Below are 5,148 nucleotides of genomic sequence, written 5' to 3' on the forward strand. Positions count from 1 at the left end.
AGCCGGACCCCCGATCGCGGGTCCGGCTGCCGATCCGGGGTCCGGTTACCGGGTCAGCGCGTCGGCAGCAGCGGCAGCACGTCCTCGGAGAACTGCTCGAGGAAGCGCCGCTGGTCGTGGCCGGGGCCGTGGAACACCAGGTGGGTGAAGCCGAGCTCGACGTAGTGGGCGATCGCGCCCGCGACGGCCGACGCATCCGACCCGACGATCCAGCGCTTCGCGACCTGCTCGATCGGCAGCTCGTCGGCGAGCCGCTGCATCTCGATCGGATCGTGCACCGCGTGCTTCTGCTCCTGCGTGAGCGAGAGCGCCGCCCAGAAGCGGGTGTTCTCCAGCGCGGCGTCGGCATCGCGGTCGTACGAGACCTTGATCTCGATCATGCGGTCGACGTCGGTGGAGTCGCGGCCCTCCTTCTCGAGGCCCTCCTCGAGGTTCGCGACGATCGTGTCGCGGTAGTACTCGTCGCCCTTGCCGGAGGTGCAGATGTGGCCGTCGGCGAAGCGCGCGGCGTAGCGCGTCGTCGCGGGGCCGCCGCCGGCGACGTAGATGGGGATGGGCGACGCGGGCCGGTCGTAGATCGTCGCGCCGGCGGTGCGGTAGTAGTCGCCCTCGAACTCGACGCGCTCCTCGCGCCACAGCTGCTCGATGAGCCGCACCGCCTCGCGCAGGCGCGCGAAGCGCTCCTTGAGCTCGGGGTACTCGACGCCGATGATCTGCTCGTTGAGCGCCTCTCCCGTGCCGATGCCGAGGATCAGGCGACCCGGGTGCACCTGCCCGAGCGTCGCGAACTGCTGCGCGACGACCGCCGGGTGGTAGCGCAGCGTCGGCGTGAGCACCGAGGTGCCGAGCACGATCCGCTCGGTGCGCTCGAGCGCCATGCCGAGCCACGCGACCGCGTTCGGCGCGTGCCCGCCGTCGTGCCGCCACGGCTGCAGGTGGTCGGAGATGAACGCGCTGTCGAGGCCGACCCGCTCGGCGAGCTGCACGAGCTCGAGCAGCTCGGCGGGGGCGAACTGCTCGGCGCTGGCCTTGTATCCGTACCGCATGGGAGCCAGTCAAGCACCCCCGCCCCGCGCCCCGCTGGTCGAGACGGGCCGGCTCAGACCTTCAGCGCGAGCATCGCGGTGTCGGGCATGCCGAAGCGGTGCGCCGTGATCGACACCGACTGCTCGCGCAGGAACGGCAGCAGCTCGATGCGGCCCTCGGTCGTCACCGGCCCGTCGTAGACCGCCACCCGCACGCTGCCCGCGAGCGCCTCGCGCAGGCCCGGATCGGTGCCGACCACGCGGATGCGCCGCACCGGCTCCGAGACCCGGACGAGCCCGAGCGCGTCCTCGTTGTGCACCGGCTCGAGGGCCTCGCCGGAGCGCACGCGCTCGTGGAACTCGGCGTCGGTCTCGACCACGACCTCCTCGATCCGCACGTGCGGGATCGGCAGTCGCGCGAGCTTCAGCACCCCGCTCGGCAGCTCGATCGCGGTCGACACGCGCACGACCGAGCGGGCGCGCGCGGCTGCCGCAAGCATCCGCACGGCGTCGCCGATCTCGCCGTCGTCGGCGACCCGGATGAGCACCTCGGCGGGCCGGTAGCGGAGCACGTTGCGCTCGACGCCGAGCTCGGAGACGTCCTTCGAGACGCCGAACTCGCCCTCCCACCAGCGCTCGTCGCTGTTGGCGCCCGCGCGCACGCGGTCGAACTCGAGGAAGTCGAGCTGCGGCGTCGCCGCCTCGATCAGCCCGGCGACGCGCTTGTGCAGCCCGTGGAGCCGCACCGACTTCTTCGGCTCGGCGTGCACGGGCTGCCAGTCGACGAGCGTCGCGAGGTGGTTGGGGCCGCCGGCCTTGGCGCCGGGCCCGACCTGCGACAGCTTCCAGCCGCCGAACGGCTGGCGCCGCACGATCCCGCTCGTGATGCCCCGGTTGACGAAGAGGCTGCCGGCCTCGACCTCGTCGAGCCAGTGCGCGACCTCGTCGGGGTCGAGGGAGTGGATGCCCGCGGCGAGCCCGAGCTCGGCCGCGTTCTGCACCTCGATCGCCTCCTCGAGCGTGGGCACCTCGATGAGCGACAGGTGCGGACCGAGGATCGTCGCGACGTGCGCCTCGGTGCCGGGCAGCACCGCGTCGCGGATGCCGGGCGACCAGAGGCGGCCCGACTCGTCGAGCTGCCGCGGCTCGAGCAGCCACTCCTCGCCGTCGCCGAGGGTCGTGAGGGCGTGCAGCAGCTGGCCGCTCGCGGGCTCGACGAGGGGCGCGAGGTGGGTGCGCGCGTCGAGCGGCGAGCCGACCCGCAGCGCCGATGCGGCGTCGATGAGCTGGTGGCGGAAGCGCTCGCTGTCGCCCGCGGTGCCGACCAGGATCGCGACGGAGGCGCGCGAGCGCTGCTGGCCGGCGTGCCCGAACGCGCTGCGCACGATGTCGGCGGCAGCGAGGTCGAAGTCGGCGGACGGCGTCACGACGATGCTGCTCCCGCCGCCGGTCGCGGCGAGCAGCGGCAGGTCGCTGCGCCACGACGCGAAGCGCTCGGCGGTCTCGGCGGAGCCGGTGAGGAGGACCCTGCCGACGGCCGGATGCGCGACGAGCCGCTGCGGGAGCTCGCCCTCGTCCATGTCGCACAGCACGAGCACGTCGCGGGGCACGCCCGCCTCCCACAGCGCCTCGAGCAGGACGGCGGTCGAGCGGCGCGCTTGCGGCGCGGGCTTGACGATCACGGCGGAGCCGGTCGCGAGCGCCGCCGCGATGCCGCTGCTCGCGATCGCCACCGGCGAGCGCCACGACGGCGCGACGACCGTGAGCGCGACGGGCACCGGCGTCGCCGCCTCGACCTGCTCGAGCAGGATCGCCTGCTCGGCGGCGTGCCGAGCCGCATCGATCGCTGCCGACACTTCGGGGTCGGCCTCGGCGAGCGTCATGCCGATCTCGGCGATCATGACCTCGACGAGGCGACCCCGGTAGACGCCGAGCGTCTCGCCCGCGTCGCGCAGGATCTCGGCCCGACGCTGGGCACCCAGCCCCGCCCATCCGCCGGCCGCCTGCGCGGCCCTGTCGATGCGGCGCTCGAGCGTCGGCCAGTCGTCGATGCGGTTCATGTCGAGCGTGCGCGCGCCGAGCCGGGACTCGGCGGCGCGCCCGACGACCTGCCGCGCCCAGTCGCGGTTCGGCGCGAGCGACGGGTCGGTGTCGGGCTCGTTCTCGAACGCGAGCGGATGCGTGACCGAGACCGAGAGGTCTCCCAGCCGGTCCTGCGTGCGGTTCGGTCGGGGCTCCGCCCCCTCCTCGCGCTCGAGCAGCTCGAGCGACGCGAGGAAGCGGTCGCGCTCGCGCTGCAGCATCGCGGGATCGCGGAGCTCGAGCATGCTCGCCATGAAGTTCGTGCTCGTCGCGTGCTCCTCGAGCCGCCGGACGAGGTAGGCGGCCGCGGCGTCGAACCGATCGGGGCGCACGACGGGCGTGTAGAGGATGAGATTCGGGAGCACCTCGCGCACGGCGTCGCGGTGATCGGCGGCCATGCCGAGGAACATCTCGGCGTCGACGCGCTCGAGGGTGCCGTGGTGGCGCGCGAGCTCGGCGGCATAGGCGAGGTCGAAGAGGTTGTGGCTCGCGACCCCGAGGCGCACGGCGAGCGCGTTCTCGGGCTGCAGCGCCTCGCGCAGCACCCGCTTGAAGCTCGCGTCGCTCGCCGCCTTCGAGGGGAGCACGGCGAGCGGCCAGCCGTGCATCGCCGCGTCGACGCGCTCCATGGGGAGGTGCCCGCCCTTGACGAGCCGCACCCGGATGCCGGCGCCGCCGTCGGCGCGACGCTGCGCGGCGAAGGCGGCGAGGCGGCGGTAGGTGGCGAGCGCGTCGGGCAGGTAGGCCTGCACGGCGATGCCCGCCTCGAGGCTCGCGAGCTCTGGCCGCGTGAGGAGGCGCTCGAACACCGCGAGGGTCAGGTCGCGGTCGCGGTGCTCCTCCATGTCGAGGTCGACGTGCTTGTGCGGCGTCGACTCGGCGGCGAGCCGGTACAGGGGCAGCAGCCGCTCGACCAGCTGGTCGACGGTCTCGTCGAACGCCCACAGCTGCGGCCGGAGCGCGATCGCCGACAGCCGCACGGAGACGTGGTCGACGTCGTCGCGCTGCAGCAGCGCCATCGTGCCCTCGAGGCGGCTCTGCGCCTCCTGCTCGCCGAGCACCGCCTCGCCGAGCAGGGTGACGTTGAGGCGCGTGCCGTCCTCGCGGAGCTTCGCGAGCGGCCGCCCGAGACGGTTCGGGGATGCGTCGATGACGAGGTGCGAGAGCAGGTCGCGCATCGCGCGCTTGACGATCGGGATGACGAGTCGAGGCGTCACGATGCCGAACCCGCCGCCGACGGTCACGCCGAGCTTGAGGTACCAGTCGAGGAATCCGGGGATGTCGCGACTGAGGATCTCGAAGTTGTGGGCGCCGACCCGGGGATCCTCGGGGCGCACGACGCGATCGACGAAGCCGATGGCGAAGTCGAGGCCAGCGGGATCCTTGAGCAGCCCCGCGAGCCGCTCGGCGGCCTTGTCCGGCTTCGACGGCGTGCGTGCCGCCCAGCCGCGCACGCGCTCGATCGCCGCGAGCGCGATCGGGTCGTCGGTGGCGGGCTCGGTCAGCGCGACGGGCTCCGGCGCGGCCGGGGCGCTCGCCGAGGCCGGGTTCTGCACGGCCTCGGGTGCCGGGCGCGCTGCGGGAGCCTCCGGCTTCGCCTGCGGCGACGGCGCTGGGCGGCGACGGGTCGAGGCGGCGAGGGGTGCCGGTGCCGGCTCGGACTCCGGTTCGGGCTGCGGTTCGGGTGCCGGCTCCGGCTCGGGCTCGGGCTCGAGTGCCGGTTCGGGCTCCGGCTCCGGCTCCGGCGCGGGTTCGGGTGCGGGCTCTCGCTGCGGTTCGGGTGCCAGCTCGGGCTCGGGCGCTGCGATCGGCTCGGGCTCCGGAGCAGCCTGCCGCTCCGGCTCGGGCGCCGACCGCTCCTCGTCCTGGGCGGCGGCCGCAGCCGCCGCGGCTGCCGCAGCCGCTGCCTTCGCCGAGACGGCCGCCGCGAGCCCACCGATGCGGGGGCGATCCGATGGCGGCAGCGACACCGCCGCATCGGGCATCGGCGCGTCGGGCATCGGCGCGGCCGGCATCGGCGCGGCCGGCGGCGACGGGATCG

General features: G+C 74.3%; 2 protein-coding genes. Both read right to left on the bottom strand.

The window, feature by feature from the left end:
• Positions 1–53: 53 nt before the first annotated feature.
• A complete protein-coding gene (gene fgd, locus ABD106_RS08700; protein WP_343919413.1) occupies positions 54–1,046 on the bottom strand; it encodes a glucose-6-phosphate dehydrogenase (coenzyme-F420) in 993 nt (330 codons plus the stop codon).
• A gap of 53 nt (positions 1,047–1,099) precedes the next feature.
• On the bottom strand, positions 1,100–5,148 hold a 4,049-nt coding region (locus ABD106_RS08705; protein WP_343919415.1), incomplete at its 5' end, for a proline dehydrogenase family protein.

It is taken from the genome of Agrococcus citreus (assembly GCF_039527715.1).
Classification (GTDB): domain Bacteria; phylum Actinomycetota; class Actinomycetes; order Actinomycetales; family Microbacteriaceae; genus Agrococcus; species Agrococcus citreus.

Coding starts and splice junctions, on each gene's coding strand:
- fgd (WP_343919413.1), bottom strand. CDS start 1,046: ATGCGGTACGGATACAAGGCCAGCGCCGAGCAGTTCGCCCCCGCCGAG.